Below are 15,099 nucleotides of genomic sequence, written 5' to 3' on the forward strand. Positions count from 1 at the left end.
ATCTTCTGGCTTTGCCTGGCGCCGGGTGTGCTGTTCACCGCCGGGAGCTTGCGGCTGCCCGAGTCCCCGCGCTGGCTGATGCGCCGGGGCGACGCGGCGGGCGCCCGGGTGGCCCTGCTGCGCACCCGCAGCGCGGACGATGCGGACACCGAGCTGGCCGACATGCAGCCTGCATCGCATGCGGCGGCGCAGGCGGCGGGCAGCGGCAGCCTGCTGAGCCGCCGCTATGTGTGGCCCTTCCTGCTGGCCTGTCTGATCCTGGCGCTGACGCAGGCCACCGGCATCAATTCCATCCTCGCCTACGTGGTGACGATCCTGCACGAGGCAGGCCTGCCGGGCGCGATGGCCAATGGTGCGGACGTGGGCCTGAAGGTGCTCAACATGCTGGTCACGGTGATCGCGGTCGTGCTGGTGGACCGCAAGGGCCGCAAGTTTCTGCTGTCCCTCGGCTGCTGCCTGATGGCGGTGGCGCTGGTGGCGGCCGCGCTGCTGTTCGGTGGCGTGGAGGGCAAGAGACAGGACGTGCAGGCGGCGCTGGCCGCGCAGGTGCAGGCCGATGCGCTCACTTTCACCCTCGACGCGCAGCGGCTGGCGGCCTTGCATCCCACGTCGACCGGACCGGTGCAGCTGACCATCGCCTATGCCTACGGCGACTTCACCAACGTCGCGCATCTGCGGTCGGACGAAGCGGGTAGCCGCACGCTGTCGATCCGCCGCGCAGACGCCGTGCAGCCCGACTCCGTGCTGGGCCGCGGCATGCGTGCGCTGCATCTCAACCCCTTTCCCGATCCCGATGCGGCCCGCTTCGCGCCGCTGCGCATCGAACAGGCGTGGCTGGGAGGTGTGCCGGCCGAGTCGCACGGCTGGCTGGTGGCCACGGCCATCTGCCTGTTCGTGGCGGGCTTCGCGATCGGCCCGGGCGTGTGCGTATGGCTCGCGCTCTCGGAACTGATGCCAACGCGGATCCGCTCCAACGGCATGAGCGTCGCGCTGCTCGTGAACCAGTGCGTGTCGACCACCCTGGCCGCCGTGTTCTTGCCGGTGGTCGGGCGCTACGGCTACGCGATGGTGTTCGCGGCGGGCGCCGTGTTCGCGATCGTGTACCTGGTGGCCGTGGTGTTCCTGCTCCCCGAAACCAGGGGCCGCACACTGGAGGAGATCGAGGAGCACTTCAGCCCACGCAGACCCGGTATGCAAAATCGTTGATCCCCCGCTCCGCTGTCCGTCTGGATAATGGCAGCAGGGCCGACAAGGGAGAACACGATGACGTTGCAGAATTTGGGGCTGCTGTGCCTTGCGCTGATGTTCGTGCGCGCGGGGGTGGTGCACTTCATGCATTTCGGTGCCGTCGCCGGCATGCTGCGCGCGCGGCGCTGGCCAGCGCCAGCATTGCTGCTGGCGGCCGGCTCGCTGGTGCAGATCGTCGCGGGCATCGGCCTGCTGTTCGCGCCCACGCGCGCCGTCAGCGCGGGCCTGCTGATCGGGTTCACGGCCGCGGCCAGCATCACGCTGCTGGACTTCTGGCACCTGACCGGGCGCGAACGCACGCAGCCTGAAAACGCCTTCTTCAGTAATATTGCGGTGTGCGGAGGCCTGCTGCTGGCAGCCGCGATCTAGCATCGGCCCAAGGAGGCACCGCTGAATGGACGTGGACTGGGACGAATTGCGCATCCTGCTGGCCGTGATCCGCCATGGATCGCTGAACGGCGCCGCGCGGGCGCTCGGCCTGACCCAGCCCACCATCAGCCGCCGCATCGCGGGCATGGAAGACCGCCTGCGTACCAGCCTGTTCGACCGCGATACTTATGGCCTGCGGCCGACGCCTACCTGCACCGCGCTGGCCGAAGAGCTGGAGAAAATGGACGCCGCGGCGCAGGGCGTGCTGCGCAAGCTGGTCGCACAGAACGAACAGCTGCAGGGCGAGCTGCTGGTCACGAGCATCGACTGGCTGGGCGACTGCGTACTGGCGCCGCTGCTGGCGCGCTTTGGGCAGCAGCATCCGCAGGTGGCGGTGCGGCTGGTGAGCAGCGAGCGGAATTTCAACCTGGCCGCGCGCGAAGCCGACGTCAGTATCGCCTTCCGCCAGCTGGAGCAGGACAACATGGTGCAGCGGCGCATCGCAACGGTGGCCTACGGGCTGTACGCGGCGCCCGCGTACCTCGCCGCGCATGGCGCACCGGATTTCAGCACGGGCGGGCGCGGGCACTTTGCCGCGCTGGTGCAGACCGCGGACGAGACCTGGCTGCACGACGCGTGGTTCCGCTCCGTGTTGGGCGCGGCGCGGGTGGCGCTGGGCGCGAACGGCATGCATGCGGTGCTGGCGGCCACCCTGGACGGCGCCGCCATCGGGCACCTGCCGCGGCCCTTGGCGGCGCGCCATCGGGAACTGGTCCACTTGCCGGCCCCGCAGCCAGAGCCGGCGCTCGACCTGCGGCTCGGCTTTCACGCCGATATGCGCCACAGCCCGCGGCTGCGGGCCCTCGTGGATTACCTCGCAGCCGAGCTGCCCGGGGTGCTCACGGTGGCGCCGTCCTGACGCGCGCCCAGAGCGCCATGCTGAATCACTTCAGCGACAGCACGTGCTCCACCAGCTGGTCGACCGCGATCTTCGTGCCCTCGGCCCAGCCGGACTCCATGTTGGCCTTGTAGTCGTTCTCGTCGCGGTGCAGCGCGGTGAAGACGTAGCGGGTGCCGCTGCCTTCCGACGCCATGGTGACGATGGCGGTGATGGGTACGTCGTCGAACACGGCCGGGCGGTAACCGGGGAACAGCATCGAGGTCCAGACCAGGCGCTCCTGCGGGATCACCTCAACGAAGCAGCCCAGGTTGGGGAATTCGCGGCCGTCGCCGACGGCGATGTCGATGCTGAACATGCCGCCGGGGCGCACGTCCATCTCGCACTTGGCCACGCGGCCCCACTCGCGCGGCATGTACCACCGGGCCAGGTGTTCAGGCTTGGTCAGCGCCTCCCACACCAGGTGTTTGGGGGCGTCGATGAAGCGTTCGATGACGAAGTCGATCTTCGGATCCACGGCGAAAGTCTTTCTCATTTTGTCTCCTCCTTCTTTTTCAGTTGCTTGTTTTTGAGTTCCAGTACGTAGTCATCGAACCGGTCGAACCGCGCTTCCCACAGCTTGCGCTGCTGGCTCAACCAGTCTTCCGCCACCTGGAAGTGGGCCGGGGCGATCGCATAGGTGCGCACCCGGCCCTGCTTGGTCGAGGCGACCAGTTCGCTCTTTTCGAGCACGGACAGGTGCTGCACGAAGGACGGCAGCTTCATGTCGAACGGTTCCGCCAAGTCCATGACCGTGGCCGGCCCGGCCGCCAGGCGTTCCAGAATCTGCCGCCGGGTTTCGTTCGACAGCGCGTGAAAGACGTTGTTGGCAATTGCTGCTGCTTGAACCATGTCGGCCTGGACCATGTCGGCATCCCTCGATTGCTTGCTCACCTGAGCTGAAGGGATGCTAGCACCGCACAATACTAAGGTCAATGCCTAAGTATTGATTTTTTGCGCGCCACTGGCGCGGCCGGATTGGCATACTCGGCGGCGTCATCAGATGACTGAGGAGCGAATATGGAGCGACATACGGGGAGCTGCCTGTGCGGGAAGGTGCAACTTGCGGTCACGGGTGCGCCCTACCGCGTGGGGCTGTGCCATTGCTTCGACTGCCGCAAGCATCACGGCGCGGTATTCCAGGCGTTCGCGATTTTTCCGCGCGCCGGGTTCACGGTGGAGGGCGACACGCGCCACTTCCGCGACCGGCATTTCTGCCCGGAGTGCGGCGCGGCGCTGTTTGCGGGGAGCGGGGACGAGATCGAGATCAACCTCGGCTGCCTGGACGGGACCAGCCAGTTCACGCCGACTTACGAGTGCTGGACCATCCGGCGCGAGGGCTGGCTGCCACCGTTCGGAGTCGCCCATCTCTACGAACGCGACCGCCCCGGCTCGGGGCGGCGCGAGGACTGAGCGCCGTCAGGCGCCCTCGCCTTCCTCCCGGGCGGCCACCAGATAGTCGATGAAGGCGCGCACCTTCAAGGGCAGGTGCTTGCCGGGCAGGTAGACCGCGTGCACGGCGCCCGTGTAGGGCTCGCCGAACGACCAGTCCGGCAGCACCTGCTGGACGCGCCCGTCCCGCAGCGCCGCATGCGCGGTGAACTCCGGCACCAGCCCAATGCCACCGCCAGCCTCCACCAGCGCCAGGATGGCGGCGCTGTTGTTGATGGTAACGCGCGCTGGCACGCGCACCCGCGCCCGCGCCTCGTCCCGCTGCAGCGTCCAATCGTCCCCAAAGGGCGCGTAGCCGAGATGGGTGCAGCGGTGGGCCGCCAGTTGCTCCGGCGTCTCGGGCGCGCCGTGCGTCGCCAGATAGCCAGGCGCCGCCACCAGCACATAACGCATCGCGCACAGGGGCCGCGCGGCAAGCCCTGGCGCCAGTTCACGCGCGATGCGGATCGCCAGGTCCACACCATCCTCGATCAGATCCACCTTCCGGTCAATCAGCGTCAACCGCACGTCCACCTCGGGGAAGCGCGCGCAGAATCCCGGCAGACGCGGCGCCAGCCAGGTCTGGCCAAACACTACCGGTGCACTCACGCGGATCACGCCGGTCGGCTGGGCGCTGTAGCTGCCCGCCAGGGCCTGCACTTCCTGCGCCGAGCCCAGCATGCGCTTGCAGGCGGCGTAGACCTGCTGGCCGAGCTCGGTCGGAGCGACGGAGCGCGTGGTCCGGTGCAACAGCCGCACGCCCAGCTGGCCCTCCAGCCGGGCGACGTGGCGGCTGGTAGCCGAGGTGGTCAGTCCCAGCTGCCGGGCGGCCGCCGAAAAACCACCACTGTCCACCACTTGGGCATAGACAGCCATCTCCCGCAGCAATTCCATGCGTGCCTCACTTTTGCGTTGAAATCAATAATCCTTTGCATTGTAAGCGGATTGTTTCTGCTGGTAGGCGGATCGATACTGTCATCCCATACACAATGAGGGAGGCAGGCCATGACAACCAACACCAGAGGCGGCGTATGGCGCATGGTGGCCGCGATGAGCCTGTCGGGCACCATCGGGCTATTCGTACTGTCCAGCGGCCAGCCACCGCTGACGGTGGTGTTCTTCCGCTGCCTGATCGGCAGCATGGCGCTGCTGGCCTGGCTGGAACTGCGCGGTGGCTGGCAGCCGATGAACCGGCGCGCCCTCGGCTGGCTCGGACTGGGTGCGGCGGCCCTGATCGTCAACTGGCTATGCCTGTTCTCGGCCTACCGGCTCAGCAGCGTCTCGGTGGCCACGGTGGTCTACCACGTGCAGCCGTTCTTCCTGATCCTGCTGGCGGCACTGGTTCAGAAGGAGGCGCCCAGTCCCAGCCGGCTGGTGTGGATGGGACTCGCCTTCGTTGGCGTGTTGCTGATTTCCGGCCTCGGCGCCGCGGCCGAATCGGGCGCGGGGATGTGGATGGGCGTGGCCCTGGCGCTGGCGGCCGCTTTCTTGTACGCCGTGGCTACTCTGGCGACCCGCAAGCTCAGCGGCATCCCTCCAGCCCAGATCGCGGGCCTGCAGTTGCTGCTGGGCGTGCTGGCGCTGGCGCCGCTGGCCGATTTTTCGCACGGTCTGGACAGCGGGCGTTCATGGTCCAGCCTGCTGGTTCTCGGCCTCGTGCACACCGGACTCATGTACAACCTCATGTACGCGGCCTTCCAGCGTCTGTCGGCGGGCATGATCGCCTCGCTGTCGTTCGTCTACCCGGCGGTGGCCATCCTGGTGGACGTGGTCTATTTCAAGATCGTGCTCGGTCCGCTGCAAATGCTGGGCATCGTGCTGATCCTTGCGGCGGTGGTGGCCAATCAGCGCGGCTGGAACTTGACGGCATTGAAGGCGGGCCTGCCGCAGCCTTCGCGCAGCGGGAAGCAATGAGACAGGCAAAAAAAACTCCGGCCGAGGCCGGAGTTCTCATGTAGCGCACAGCCTGCCGCACGCACTCAGGGAATCGTCCCCGTGACCGTGAAGTTGCTGGAGTTGTTCTGCAGGTGGGCCTGCGGTACACCGGTCACCGTGGTGCCGTTGAAGGTCGCCGCGCCACTCGCGGTCGAGCGGATCTCCACACCGTAGGTGCCGGTGTTGACGATCTGCGTGCCGGTGTGGGTCACGGATGCGCCATTCGACGCCTCCTCGATGAACACCGCCGCGTAGGTGCTGTCCTGGATCAGGTTGTTGGTCAGGGTGATGACCGGGCTGGCGATCTTGCCCGCGCTGCCCACCCAGTACTCCCAGATCGCGCCGATATTGTAATTGTAGTCGTGGTGGTACGAGCCGGTGCGCAGCAGCTTGTTGCCCGAGATCTCCAGCGTGCCGGTGATCGATGGCGGCGCGAAGTTGGTGCCGAACTGGATGCCTGCGCCGTTGTCCACTGTGTCCGCGATCAGGTTGGCTTTCACAGCGTTGTTCTTGCCGCCGTAGATCGCCACGCCGTTCGCCATGACGGGCAACTGGACCGTGTTGTTCTGGAAGACGTTGGCCGTGTCCAGGTTGGCTTCCGACCACATCGCCATGCCGTCGTCTCCCGTGTTGCGGATGGCGTTGTTGGAGGCCGTGGAGTTGCTGGTGCCGTAGTGGAAGTTGAGCCCATCGGCCCAGGTGTCGCGGATGCGGCAGTTGGTCACCTTGGCGTTGGTGACGATACCTGCCTGGCTGAACGACTGGGTCGTCCACACGCCCACCTTGTGGTGCTCGAACCAGACGTTGTTGATCGTCGAGTTGCTGAAGTTGCCCTCGGCGCCGGTCACACCGTTATCGTCGTCGCGCAGGATGTCGGTCGCGGAGATCTTCAGGTCGCTCAGGTTGCTGTTGCCGCCCTTCGCGTAGATGCCCGCGAAGGCGCCTTGCAGGGTGCTGGTCCAGATGCCGGTGCCGCGCAGGGACACGCCGGCCGGCAGGTAGATGCGGGTGCCGGTGCCATTCCAGCCCGGGCCGACGGTGCCCGTGTCGAAGTTGAAGGTGCCGGCCGGGATCCACACGCCCACCTTGGCGCCGCCGCTACTGGTAACGGCGGCGATCGCGGAGTTCATGGCGGCCGTGTCGTCGATACCGTCGTTGGCCACGCCGCCGTAGGCCGTAATGCTCACGAAATTCGACGGCATGGCCTGCTGCGCGGGGACCGGCTCCAGTTCCAGGAAGTCCACCGTCACGCTGGCCGTGCTGGCGAAGTTCTGGTTGGACGTCTCGCGCACCAGCTTGATGACGGTGCCGGCCGGGTAGGACGCGTCCAGCACGACCGCGACCTCGTCGAAGAAGCGGTGTGGATTGGTGGGCGTTGCGTTGGGGTTGTTGGACCAGCGCTTGTTGCCGCCTTCGGTGCTCCAGGTGCCGTAGAGCCAGCTGTACTTGTTGGTCAGGACCAGGTCGTTCTTCTTGACGCCGTTGACGTACAGGCTCAGGCCCGCGTCGTAGGCGGCGCCGTTCGAGGAATCCGGGATCGAGTAGCGGACCACCAGGCCCTGGCCGGCCGCGGTAGTGGTGACCTGTACGTACTGGCCAGCCGTCCTCAGCTGGACCGCGGCGCGGCCGGAGGCTTCGGACGACAGCTGGCCCCAGGCGCGGCCGCCCGAGATCAGGGTGCCGGCGTAGGTGCCCGCTTCCGCCTCGTAGGTCGTGTACGGCATCGATGCGCCGTAGGCCGTGGTGCTGAGGATGGTGCTGAAGGCGTTGTTGGTCTCGTCCGTCTCCGCGATGGCAGCATTGCTGTCCACGGTGGCCGTGACGGTTGGCGCCGCACCGCTCATGGCCCAGCTGCCGGTGTCCTGCGCCAGAGTGACCGAGGCGCCGGGCGCGAGGGACGCGCTGTAGTTGCTCACCGCGGTCACAGCGGTGCCGTTGACGGCGAAGCTGATCTTGTTGATGGTCCCCGCCGGCGTCGCGCCCGGGCCGTTGTTCTTGATCGTGGCGCTGAAGGTCACCGCCTGCCCCGCCGCAGGGACGGCCGGGCTCCAGGTGATGCCGGTGACGACCAGGTCCGGCTTGGCCGCCGGGCGCACGGGCACTGAGCCCACCTGTTCGAACGCCCACTGCGCGCTGCCCCAGGTCTTGTCGATGGCGTAGGCCTGGGCGAAGCCTTTCAGGCCTTCGATGTTGGCGTACCAGGCGGGCGTGGCCACGCTCTGGAGGTTGTTGTAGCCGGAGGTCACGGCGGCGGGCAGGTCGAACAGGACGTTGCTGGGCGCGGGGTCGGCGTAGGTGGTCGTCAACGGGTCGGCCGAGGTGGCGATGCCGCTGATCGAGACGTAGTTGCCGGTCGCGGCGTTCCAGAGCGCCTTGTGGCCGCCCTGGTCCACCAGCGCCCATTGGGAGCTGGTGTCGTTCGCGGCCGGGGTGCCGTACATGACCTTGCCGTTGGCTTCGTAGAGGTACTGGGCGGACTGCCAGTAATTGCGGATGCGGTACAGCCCATTCGTGACGGCGGGCGCGGCGGCGACGGTGAGGGTCGCGGAGCTGGTGTTGTTGCTTTCGTTGGATTCCGTGATCAGGTTCTGGTCGTCCACCTGGGCCTGCACCGTGTGGCTGCCACCGGTGCTGGCCCACGAAGCGGTGCCCGCCGGGCCGGAATTGGCCGTCAGCGTGACAGACGCGCCCGCGGCCAGGGACGAGGTGTAACTGTCGGACCAGTTGGCCTGGATGCCGTCCACGGTGAAGCTGACGCCGATTTTGGTGCCGGCCGCCTTCGTCACCGTCCCCTGGTTCTTGACGACCGCCGTGAAAGTCACGGGGCCGGGCGCGGTCGGATTGGCGGGCGACCAGCTCAGGCTGGTGATCACGAGGTCGATGCCGCCGGACGGCGCAGTCACGGTGAACGGTGCGGACAGCGTGTTGTTGGACTCATCGCTTTCGGCGATCAGGTTCTGGTCGTCGACGTAGGCCTGCACGGTGTGCGCGCCGCTGGTTGCGGTCCAGGTGGCACCGGCGGGGCCGCCGTTCGCCGTCAGCGTCACCGAGGCGCCGGGCGCGAGCGACGAGGTCGAGTTGTCGGACCAGGCGACCTGGGCGCCATCGACCAGGAAGTTGACGCCGTGCTTGATGGCGGGCGTCGCGGTGCCGCCCTGGTTCTTGATGATGGCAGTGAAGGCCATGGCGTTGCCGGTCTGCGGCGCGGCGGGCGTCCACGTCACGCTGGTCACGACGAGGTCAGCGGGCGTGGTGGCAGCGGTGGTCGTCAGACTGTCGAGGTTGACGTTGCCGTTGTCGGTGGTTGTGTATTTGTAGGCGACCGTGTTGTTGCCGGCGTTGAGCGTCACGCTGTCGTTCTGGGTGGACCAGCTGTCCCAGTTCGCGGTGGCGTTCAGGGTGGTCTGCTTGACCTTGGTGCCATTCACGTACAGGCTCAAGGTGCGGGCGCTGCCGGTGCCGTTGGCGTAGCGCAGGCCCAGGGTGTACGAACCGGCGCTGGCGGCGCTGATCGTCCAGGCCACTTGCGCGTTGCCTTTGTTGGCGTCCGTGAAGCCGCCGGCGAAGCCGGTGCCGGTGTAGCCGGTGTGGTCGGTCTGCACGGCGGCGCCGCCGGTCAGGGTGCCGGATTCGGCCTGGTACACAGCGGCGTTGGCCGCCGCCGAGAATCCCAGCAGGACGGTGCAAAGCACGCCCAGCCAGAGGAGCGCCCAGGTGAATCCTGGGCGTACAGGCTCCCGCATCAGTGTCATGACATGTCTCCTTTGTGTTTTTTTCCGCTTGGGCGGCTTCGTCGAAACCGGGGTCCGATTGTGCGGCGAAACGGGCGGCCCATTCTTCAGGTCCCGTTCAGATCAGCTTCAGAAAGGAGCGAAAGGCGGGCGGACTCGGCCGCGCGCTGTCCGGCGATGGTCCGCAAACGGTGTTGTAAGATACAAATCCGGTATCTCGCCGGAGTTGCCAAGAGGTTTTTTTGATGCGGTCGGTCGTTCGTTTCTGGTTATCGCTGCTGCTTGTGTCGTTTGCGTCCAGCGCGCACGCAGCGGCAGCTGCCCGCGCGCCCTCCTCTGCTGCCGCGCCGATTGAACTGCGCGTTGCAGTGCCCTCCGATGAACGCGCCGCGTATTTCATTCGGCTGCTGGAACAGTCATTGCAGCTGATTGGCCAGCCCTACACGGTCCGCTACCTCAAGGATCTGCCGCCGCGCCGGATGTGGGCCATGCTGGGGCGGGGCGATGTCAATCTGTTCTACGGCATGATCACCGAGGAGAAGGAACGCAACCGGCGGATCGTTCCGCTGCGGGTCGGCCTGACCAATGGCCTGATCGGGCAGCGGGTGCTGTTGATCCGGCCCGAGGACGCGAATCTGTTTGCGACAGTGCGATCGGTGAGCGATTTGAAACGGACCGGGCTGGTCGCCGGGTTTGGCGAAGGCTGGGCCGATGCCAAAGTCTGGCGGGCGGCGGGCTTGCCGGTGTACGAGCATGTGGCGCCGTGGCCAACGATATTTGCCATGGCGGCGGCGGGCAACCGGCACGTCGATTATCTGCCGCGCGGCGTGATCGAGGTGCTGGAAGAGGCGCGCACGCATCCCGAGATGGTGGTGGAGCAGCGGCTCCTGTTCGAGTATCCCGCCGATTTCGGGTTTTATCTGTCGGCTGCTGCCGCGCGCTATCAGCCCATTCTCGAACGGGCTTTGAAAGAGGCGGAGGCGACGGGGCTGAAGGAGCGGCTGCTGCGGGAATCGTTTGGGGACGACATCAAGGCGCTGGGTTTGAGCCGGCGCCTGCGTGTGCCCTTGCCCGGCGCCCCTCGTTAGACCTGCGGCGGGGTTGAGCACGCTCCAGCGCGGCCGGTCACGCTGGGCGCCCTCGGAAGTCAGCGGCTATGGTGCGACGTCCCCTGCCGCGGCCGCCAGCGGGCGGGCGCTCTGCACCAGGGTCAACAGCAGCTTGCCCGGCTCCTCGCTCATGATCTCGTGGGCGGAATTTTCGAACCACACGAACTGCTTGCGCGGCGCCTGGACGCGTTCGAACCACTCATGGGCCACGTTGGAATTGACCGAACGGTCGTGCCGGCCCGCCAGGATGATGAGCGGGCACTGGAGAACCTTAACGTGCTGGAAGTCGAGCCTGAGCACCGGGCTGAACAGAAAGTCCTGGGAATAGCCGTTGCCCTCGTAGACGCGCCTGGCGTCAGCATCAGCGTAGTCTGGCGAGAGCCGCGCGGCAATGCCGTCGATCTGGCCGGTCCGGTAAGCCATCACACCGCCGAAATGATCGGACCATTTGCGCTCCAGCGCGATGTCCTTCAGTTCGATGGTCTTGCCAGGCGCGGCATAAGGCGCGATCGATTCCAGTTCGGCGATGGCCTGCCGGTTGCCGGCCCGCCGGGCCGCGTCGAGTGCAAACGCATAGCCGCGGCGCTCGCTTTCCGGACTGTCGACGGCCTGGCCCATGCCGATATAGGCGTGCAGCCATTGCGGTTTGCGGCGTGCCAGCTCAAGACCGATGTAGCTGCCCCACGACGTACCCAGCACAAACACCTTCTCCTTATGCAAGTCCTTGCGCAGCCAGGACACCAGCTCTTCGGCATCGTCCACAAACCGCTCCGGCTGCATCGTGGCCGCGACGGACTTCGGATCATTCAGCAAGTAGGTCTTGCCGGCGCCGCGCTGGTCCCAATGGACCACCGTGAAATACTCTTCCAGGCCGCGGGTGTTCATCCACGCCATCGGCATGGTTGGAAAGCCGGGACCGCCGTGAACGATCAACAAGACCGGGTTGCGGCGGTCGGCGCCGCGGATGCTCAGGTATTGGTCAATCCCGCCGATGCGCACCGCCTCCAGACGCTCGACGCCTTGGGGAGTGACAATGTGGCGGAGCTCACGAACGACGTCCGTGAAAGTCGAACGGGTCAGAGTTGGGGCGGGTTCGGCCAGGGCCGCTGTCGAAATGACGCACGCGGCAAGCGCGGCAAAAGTGGAAGCAATACGCACAATATGTCCTTGATAACGGCGGAGCCGCTGAGGTTGAGATGAGGTGACATCCGGTCGCGACCATACCCGGCGACGGGCGGTCGTAGCAAGGCTGGGGGCGACGCTGGTCGGGCCTGCTGATTCGCTGAAAGTCGTTAGCGCCGCGGTGCATAGCCCAGCAGTTGCAGGCCGGATGGGGTGGTTTTCGCACGGACCAGGTCAAGCTGGCACATGCCGTCGTGCCGCTCGAACAGGCGGCGTCCGCGGCCCACCACGGCGGGCGTCTGAACCAGGATGAGCTCGTCGAGCAGATCCAGGCTCAGCAGGGATTGCACAAGGCTGATGCTGCCATGCGCGCAGATGGCCTTGCCTGGCTTGGCCTTCAGCGCCTGGATCGAATGGGTCAAGTCGCCGCCGAGAAGCGAGGCGTTCGTCCAGCCCACGGCGGTCAGTGTGCGGCTGGCGACATATTTCGGGCAGCTGTTAATGAAGGACGCGAACGGCTCCATGTCGGAACCGGGCCAGAACTCGGCCCACTCCTCATACAGTGTGCGGCCCAGAAGGACAGCATCCTGCTGGGGAAGAATCTCGGCAAGGATGGCATCGACCTCTTCGTAGAGCTCGGGGCGGATAAAGGTTTCTGGCGCCTCGACGACACCGTCGACGGATATAAAGAGGAAGGCTTGGACTGGACGCATGCATAACTCCGATCAGGTTGGGGCAGCAAAGACGCTGCTGAAACCCGACGAATGGCGCCGTAGGATTTCGACTATTTATTCCGTCTCGGCCGGATTTCATTGCCGCATTCACCTCGCTGGGCCCTGAGTTGGCAGCGGGGCAGGACTACGAAGCGTGGCCCCATCCAATGGGCATGAGTGGCTCTTTGCTCCTGGAAGGGCGCCAGCTATCTTGAGTCCTCATTGAACACACAGCCGTTCAGCGGCCGGACAGATGATGACACTAATGGTTTTTACGTTGGGCGCAGCGCTGGTGTTGCCCGCGTGGACCGGCGCCACGCCGACTACCGCGCCTTCCGGACTATCGGCGCAGCGCGAGGGTCAACGGGCATTTGACTGGGAGATCGGCGCGTGGGACACACGCTTGCGCCGTCTGCGCGCTCCGCTCAGCGGCAAGACGGAATGGCTGGACTATGCCGGCACGACGGTCGTGTCACCGCTCGGCAACCAGCGGGCCAACATCGTGGAACTCGACGTGAGCGGCGCGGCGGGCCGCATCGCGGGCGTCTCGCTGCGACTGTTCCAGCCCGCAACGCAGCAGTGGACACTGCACTTTGCCAATTTGGCGAACGGCCTGATGACGAACCCGATGAGCGGTGCCTTTCAGGACGGACGCGGCGTGTTCTACGGGGACGACACCCTGGATGGCCGTGCCATCAAGGTGCGCTTTCTCATCACCCAGATCAGTCCCACTTCGTGGCGCTTCGAGCAGGCGTATTCCGGCGATGCCGGGCAGACCTGGGAAGTGAACTGGGTCGCGGTCGACACCCGCCGCACCGGGATCTCGTCCGATGTATCGCAACGCGAGTCTCCCCGGCAGAGCGTGCCATAAAAGCCAAGCATCCTTGCAGACCGGCTTGCAGCACAGCCATATCCCAGGAGCTCCATCCCGATGGTCACGCGCCAGGATACTGATCCTCAGCCGTCCAGCAACGCCAGCAGATCCTGCAAGACATAGGGTTTGGCGATGAATGCCGTGCCGGGCGGGGCTCGTTCCCAGTCATCAAAGGACCGGCCCGACGTGAGGACAACGCGCACGTGCGGGCGCTGCGCATTCGTCGCGCGCGCCAGGTCGAGGCCGCTGGCCCCAGGCATATTGATGTCGCTGAACAAGACATCGACGTGGTGCTCTGCCAGCATCTCGATGGCCTCATCCGCCGACCAGGCGACCAGCACGGCGAAACCGGCCAGGGTGAGCACCTCGGCCGTGAGTTCGGCAAGGTCGGCATTGTCGTCCACGAGCAGAACCCGGCGCTCGGAACGTGCGCTGCTGCTATGGCTGGGGTGGGTGAGCATGGTGGACCTTTTTCAACTGGAAAAACCAGTGTGAAAGGTCTGACCAAATTGGGGAGTGCATCGTGATCCAGTGTCTCCCGTTTCGCCGCGCCGTGGCGCGCGCCACGCGGGCTCCTTCGACCGCTGAAAGAACCCGGCGTGCGCGCGGCGCCGAAACCCCAACACCCCCGCCGGAAAGGGTATATAGTCGGACGACGGCCCGCCGTCCTCGCCGAGAACGCCGTGGCCCGCAGTGCCTGTCAGGCACCGCCACTGGAGCGATCATGCGTACCACGCAGTGCACCGGAGTGCCACCCCTCGTCGATTCCGCGCTGGGCATCTGGTTCGATGGGCGCGCCTACCATTACCAGCAATACCGCTACGACCGCCTGAGCGACGCCGTCGCGTATGCCGCCATTGACGGCCGGCGCGCATCCCGCCAGCCCCTCCCCTTGCCCGACAGCTGGACCGAATGGCATGCCCCCGATGCGGCCGACCGGGCCCGCATGGCGGCGTACGGCATCGGCTACGAACAGGGCATGTTCCAGTATCGCGGCTACCGCTACGACTACCTGGACCAGGCCCTGGCCTATGCGGCCCAGGCCGAGGCCACCGGTGCCGCGGCCTCGGCCCCGCACGAGCGTCCCTCCCAATGACCGAACGACAACGGCGCCGGGACGCCCTCACCGCCGACGCCGTCGCGCGCGGGCTGAACATCCTGGCGGTCCGCGATGCGCGGGAGGCGCTGCGCTACATGGAATACAAACTGGTGCCGCCAGACGTGATCCAGCGCGTGCTGTCCGAACCGGACCGGCGGCGCCGCGAGTCGGCGCAGCAAGCCCTGTCGGAAGCCATTACGCCCATGCCATCCTGACCGTTCACCCAGGAGTTCCCCATGTCCCCGACAGATCCCGCGCAGCCCCTTCTGCAAGTCCAGGCACTCCTGACCCTCGCGCGCGAACTGCTGCAGGCGGATGAACCAAGCCGGGTGTTGCGCCTGACCGGGCGTGCCCTGGTGGACGTGACCGGCGCCAGGCGCGCGCTGCTGGTGCTGACCGGCGATGCCCCGCTGTGCATCGGGTTCAGCGCGGACGGGCTGGCGCGCACTGCTCCGCGCAGCCATCCATGGTTCCCGCTGGCCCGCGGCGCCTTGCAGGGCCAGCGCCCGTCCGGGCCGGAGTCCGTCGTGC

The 15,099-nt window shown here is 66.5% G+C and carries 16 protein-coding genes and 1 pseudogene; 10 read left to right on the plus strand and 7 right to left on the minus strand.

Annotated features, from left to right (window positions below; genetic code table 11):
- From E4L96_RS01355 to E4L96_RS01365, 3 genes are all read left to right on the plus strand, one after another.
- Positions 1-1,206, plus strand: a 1,206-nt coding sequence (locus E4L96_RS01355; RefSeq protein ID WP_135205448.1) for an MFS transporter, incomplete at its 5' end; no start/stop codon positions are given.
- Between the two features lie 57 nt (positions 1,207-1,263).
- Positions 1,264-1,617, plus strand: coding sequence for a DoxX family protein (locus E4L96_RS01360; RefSeq protein ID WP_167758564.1), 354 nt, complete (start codon positions 1,264-1,266; stop codon positions 1,615-1,617).
- Positions 1,618-1,642: 25 nt separating this feature from the next.
- Entirely contained in the window at positions 1,643-2,536 is an 894-nt protein-coding gene (locus E4L96_RS01365; RefSeq protein ID WP_135205450.1) for a LysR family transcriptional regulator, read from the plus strand.
- 25 nt (positions 2,537-2,561) lie between these two features.
- Here the strand turns inward: E4L96_RS01365 and E4L96_RS01370 are convergent, their stop codons facing one another.
- A complete protein-coding gene (locus E4L96_RS01370; RefSeq protein WP_135205451.1) occupies positions 2,562-3,050 on the minus strand; it encodes an SRPBCC domain-containing protein in 489 nt (162 codons plus the stop codon).
- On the minus strand, positions 3,047-3,421 hold the full coding sequence (locus E4L96_RS01375; RefSeq protein WP_370660717.1) for an ArsR/SmtB family transcription factor: 375 nt from the start codon (positions 3,419-3,421) through the stop codon (positions 3,047-3,049). Before E4L96_RS01375 ends, E4L96_RS01370 begins: the two co-directional genes overlap by 4 nt.
- A 153-nt stretch (positions 3,422-3,574) precedes the next feature.
- Between E4L96_RS01375 and E4L96_RS01380 the strand changes: the two genes are divergently transcribed.
- Positions 3,575-3,967 (plus strand): GFA family protein, encoded by a 393-nt coding sequence (locus E4L96_RS01380; RefSeq protein WP_135205452.1) that lies wholly within the window; start codon positions 3,575-3,577, stop codon positions 3,965-3,967.
- A 6-nt stretch (positions 3,968-3,973) separates the two neighbouring features.
- On the opposite strand, the gene E4L96_RS01385 is transcribed toward E4L96_RS01380, so the two are convergent.
- Positions 3,974-4,879 carry a LysR family transcriptional regulator gene (locus E4L96_RS01385; RefSeq protein WP_229414176.1) on the minus strand — a complete coding sequence of 302 codons (906 nt, stop codon included), beginning with the start codon at positions 4,877-4,879 and terminating at the stop codon, positions 3,974-3,976.
- A 111-nt stretch (positions 4,880-4,990) separates the two neighbouring features.
- Here E4L96_RS01385 and E4L96_RS01390 point away from each other — a divergent pair, with 111 nt between their 5' ends.
- Complete coding sequence (locus tag E4L96_RS01390; protein WP_229414177.1) at positions 4,991-5,899, plus strand: DMT family transporter; 909 nt, start codon at positions 4,991-4,993, stop codon at positions 5,897-5,899.
- Between the two features lie 65 nt (positions 5,900-5,964).
- Here E4L96_RS01390 and E4L96_RS01395 read toward each other — a convergent pair whose 3' ends face one another.
- Positions 5,965-9,672 carry a CARDB domain-containing protein gene (locus E4L96_RS01395; protein WP_135205453.1) on the minus strand — a complete coding sequence of 1,236 codons (3,708 nt, stop codon included), beginning with the start codon at positions 9,670-9,672 and terminating at the stop codon, positions 5,965-5,967.
- 224 nt (positions 9,673-9,896) lie between these two features.
- Between E4L96_RS01395 and E4L96_RS01400 the strand changes: the two genes are divergently transcribed.
- Complete coding sequence (locus tag E4L96_RS01400) at positions 9,897-10,739, plus strand: hypothetical protein (protein ID WP_229414178.1); 843 nt, start codon at positions 9,897-9,899, stop codon at positions 10,737-10,739.
- A gap of 66 nt (positions 10,740-10,805) precedes the next feature.
- On the opposite strand, the gene E4L96_RS01405 is transcribed toward E4L96_RS01400, so the two are convergent.
- Positions 10,806-11,918, minus strand: a complete 1,113-nt coding sequence (locus E4L96_RS01405; RefSeq protein ID WP_181017566.1) for an alpha/beta fold hydrolase — start codon at positions 11,916-11,918, stop codon at positions 10,806-10,808.
- Positions 11,919-12,052: 134 nt separating this feature from the next.
- A complete protein-coding gene (locus tag E4L96_RS01410) occupies positions 12,053-12,595 on the minus strand; it encodes a dihydrofolate reductase family protein (protein WP_135205455.1) in 543 nt (180 codons plus the stop codon).
- A 253-nt stretch (positions 12,596-12,848) separates the two neighbouring features.
- Here E4L96_RS01410 and E4L96_RS01415 point away from each other — a divergent pair, with 253 nt between their 5' ends.
- Positions 12,849-13,466, plus strand: coding sequence for a hypothetical protein (locus E4L96_RS01415; protein WP_135205456.1), 618 nt, complete (start codon positions 12,849-12,851; stop codon positions 13,464-13,466).
- Positions 13,467-13,552: 86 nt separating this feature from the next.
- On the opposite strand, the gene E4L96_RS01420 is transcribed toward E4L96_RS01415, so the two are convergent.
- Positions 13,553-13,930, minus strand: coding sequence for a response regulator (locus E4L96_RS01420; RefSeq protein ID WP_135205457.1), 378 nt, complete (start codon positions 13,928-13,930; stop codon positions 13,553-13,555).
- Between the two features lie 263 nt (positions 13,931-14,193).
- Between E4L96_RS01420 and E4L96_RS01425 the strand changes: the two genes are divergently transcribed.
- The 3 genes and pseudogenes from E4L96_RS01425 to E4L96_RS01435 form a co-directional block, all read left to right on the plus strand.
- Complete coding sequence (locus tag E4L96_RS01425; RefSeq protein WP_135205458.1) at positions 14,194-14,565, plus strand: hypothetical protein; 372 nt, start codon at positions 14,194-14,196, stop codon at positions 14,563-14,565.
- A complete protein-coding gene (locus E4L96_RS01430) occupies positions 14,562-14,783 on the plus strand; it encodes a hypothetical protein (protein ID WP_135205459.1) in 222 nt (73 codons plus the stop codon). Before E4L96_RS01425 ends, E4L96_RS01430 begins: the two co-directional genes overlap by 4 nt.
- Positions 14,784-14,804: 21 nt before the next feature.
- Positions 14,805-15,099, plus strand: a pseudogene (locus E4L96_RS01435) (hypothetical protein); the annotation flags it as partial.

The sequence above is a fragment of the Zemynaea arenosa genome (assembly GCF_004614185.1).
GTDB classification, from domain to species: Bacteria; Pseudomonadota; Gammaproteobacteria; order Burkholderiales; family Burkholderiaceae_D; genus Telluria; species Telluria arenosa.

What these genes read in the sequence shown, in the direction of transcription:
- E4L96_RS01390 (WP_229414177.1), top strand. Translation starts at nt 4,991, where the DNA reads ATGACAACCAACACCAGAGGCGGCGTATGGCGCATGGTGGCCGCGATG.
- E4L96_RS01410 (WP_135205455.1), bottom strand. Translation starts at nt 12,595, where the DNA reads ATGCGTCCAGTCCAAGCCTTCCTCTTTATATCCGTCGACGGTGTCGTC.
- E4L96_RS01420 (WP_135205457.1), bottom strand. Translation starts at nt 13,930, where the DNA reads ATGCTCACCCACCCCAGCCATAGCAGCAGCGCACGTTCCGAGCGCCGG.
- E4L96_RS01395 (WP_135205453.1), bottom strand. Translation starts at nt 9,672, where the DNA reads ATGACACTGATGCGGGAGCCTGTACGCCCAGGATTCACCTGGGCGCTC.
- E4L96_RS01400 (WP_229414178.1), top strand. Translation starts at nt 9,897, where the DNA reads ATGCGGTCGGTCGTTCGTTTCTGGTTATCGCTGCTGCTTGTGTCGTTT.
- E4L96_RS01375 (WP_370660717.1), bottom strand. Translation starts at nt 3,421, where the DNA reads ATGGTCCAGGCCGACATGGTTCAAGCAGCAGCAATTGCCAACAACGTC.
- E4L96_RS01415 (WP_135205456.1), top strand. Translation starts at nt 12,849, where the DNA reads ATGATGACACTAATGGTTTTTACGTTGGGCGCAGCGCTGGTGTTGCCC.
- E4L96_RS01370 (WP_135205451.1), bottom strand. Translation starts at nt 3,050, where the DNA reads ATGAGAAAGACTTTCGCCGTGGATCCGAAGATCGACTTCGTCATCGAA.
- E4L96_RS01380 (WP_135205452.1), top strand. Translation starts at nt 3,575, where the DNA reads ATGGAGCGACATACGGGGAGCTGCCTGTGCGGGAAGGTGCAACTTGCG.
- E4L96_RS01430 (WP_135205459.1), top strand. Translation starts at nt 14,562, where the DNA reads ATGACCGAACGACAACGGCGCCGGGACGCCCTCACCGCCGACGCCGTC.
- E4L96_RS01365 (WP_135205450.1), top strand. Translation starts at nt 1,643, where the DNA reads ATGGACGTGGACTGGGACGAATTGCGCATCCTGCTGGCCGTGATCCGC.
- E4L96_RS01425 (WP_135205458.1), top strand. Translation starts at nt 14,194, where the DNA reads ATGCGTACCACGCAGTGCACCGGAGTGCCACCCCTCGTCGATTCCGCG.
- E4L96_RS01360 (WP_167758564.1), top strand. Translation starts at nt 1,264, where the DNA reads ATGACGTTGCAGAATTTGGGGCTGCTGTGCCTTGCGCTGATGTTCGTG.
- E4L96_RS01385 (WP_229414176.1), bottom strand. Translation starts at nt 4,879, where the DNA reads ATGGAATTGCTGCGGGAGATGGCTGTCTATGCCCAAGTGGTGGACAGT.